Here is a 202-nt window from a genome sequence, read left to right as displayed (position 1 = left end):
ACCATCGGCGCTAGAGAGCTTAACTTCCGTGTTCGGTATGGGAACGGGTGTGACCTCTCTGCCATCATTACCAGACTTTTATCATTATACACATTCTTTTCAGAATGTCAAAAGGAATTTTAATATATATTCCTTCAAAACTAGATAACATTGCTACATATTATATGGTTAAGTCCTCGATCTATTAGTATTCGTCAGCTCC

Annotated in this window: 1 rRNA gene; it reads right to left on the bottom strand. The window is 37.6% G+C overall.

The window, feature by feature from the left end:
- Positions 1-75: ribosomal RNA gene (rrf, locus tag KVT31_RS30150) — 5S ribosomal RNA — on the bottom strand; the annotation flags it as partial.
- Positions 76-202 lie beyond the last annotated feature (127 nt).

Origin of the sequence: Bacillus sp. GbtcB14 (genome assembly GCF_019091205.1) — a bacterium.
In the GTDB taxonomy this organism is placed as follows: Bacteria; Bacillota; Bacilli; order Bacillales; family Bacillaceae_G; genus Bacillus_A; species Bacillus_A cereus_AG.
Note: the sequence above shows the minus strand (reverse complement) of the source record. Positions and strands in the feature narration are given on the sequence as shown.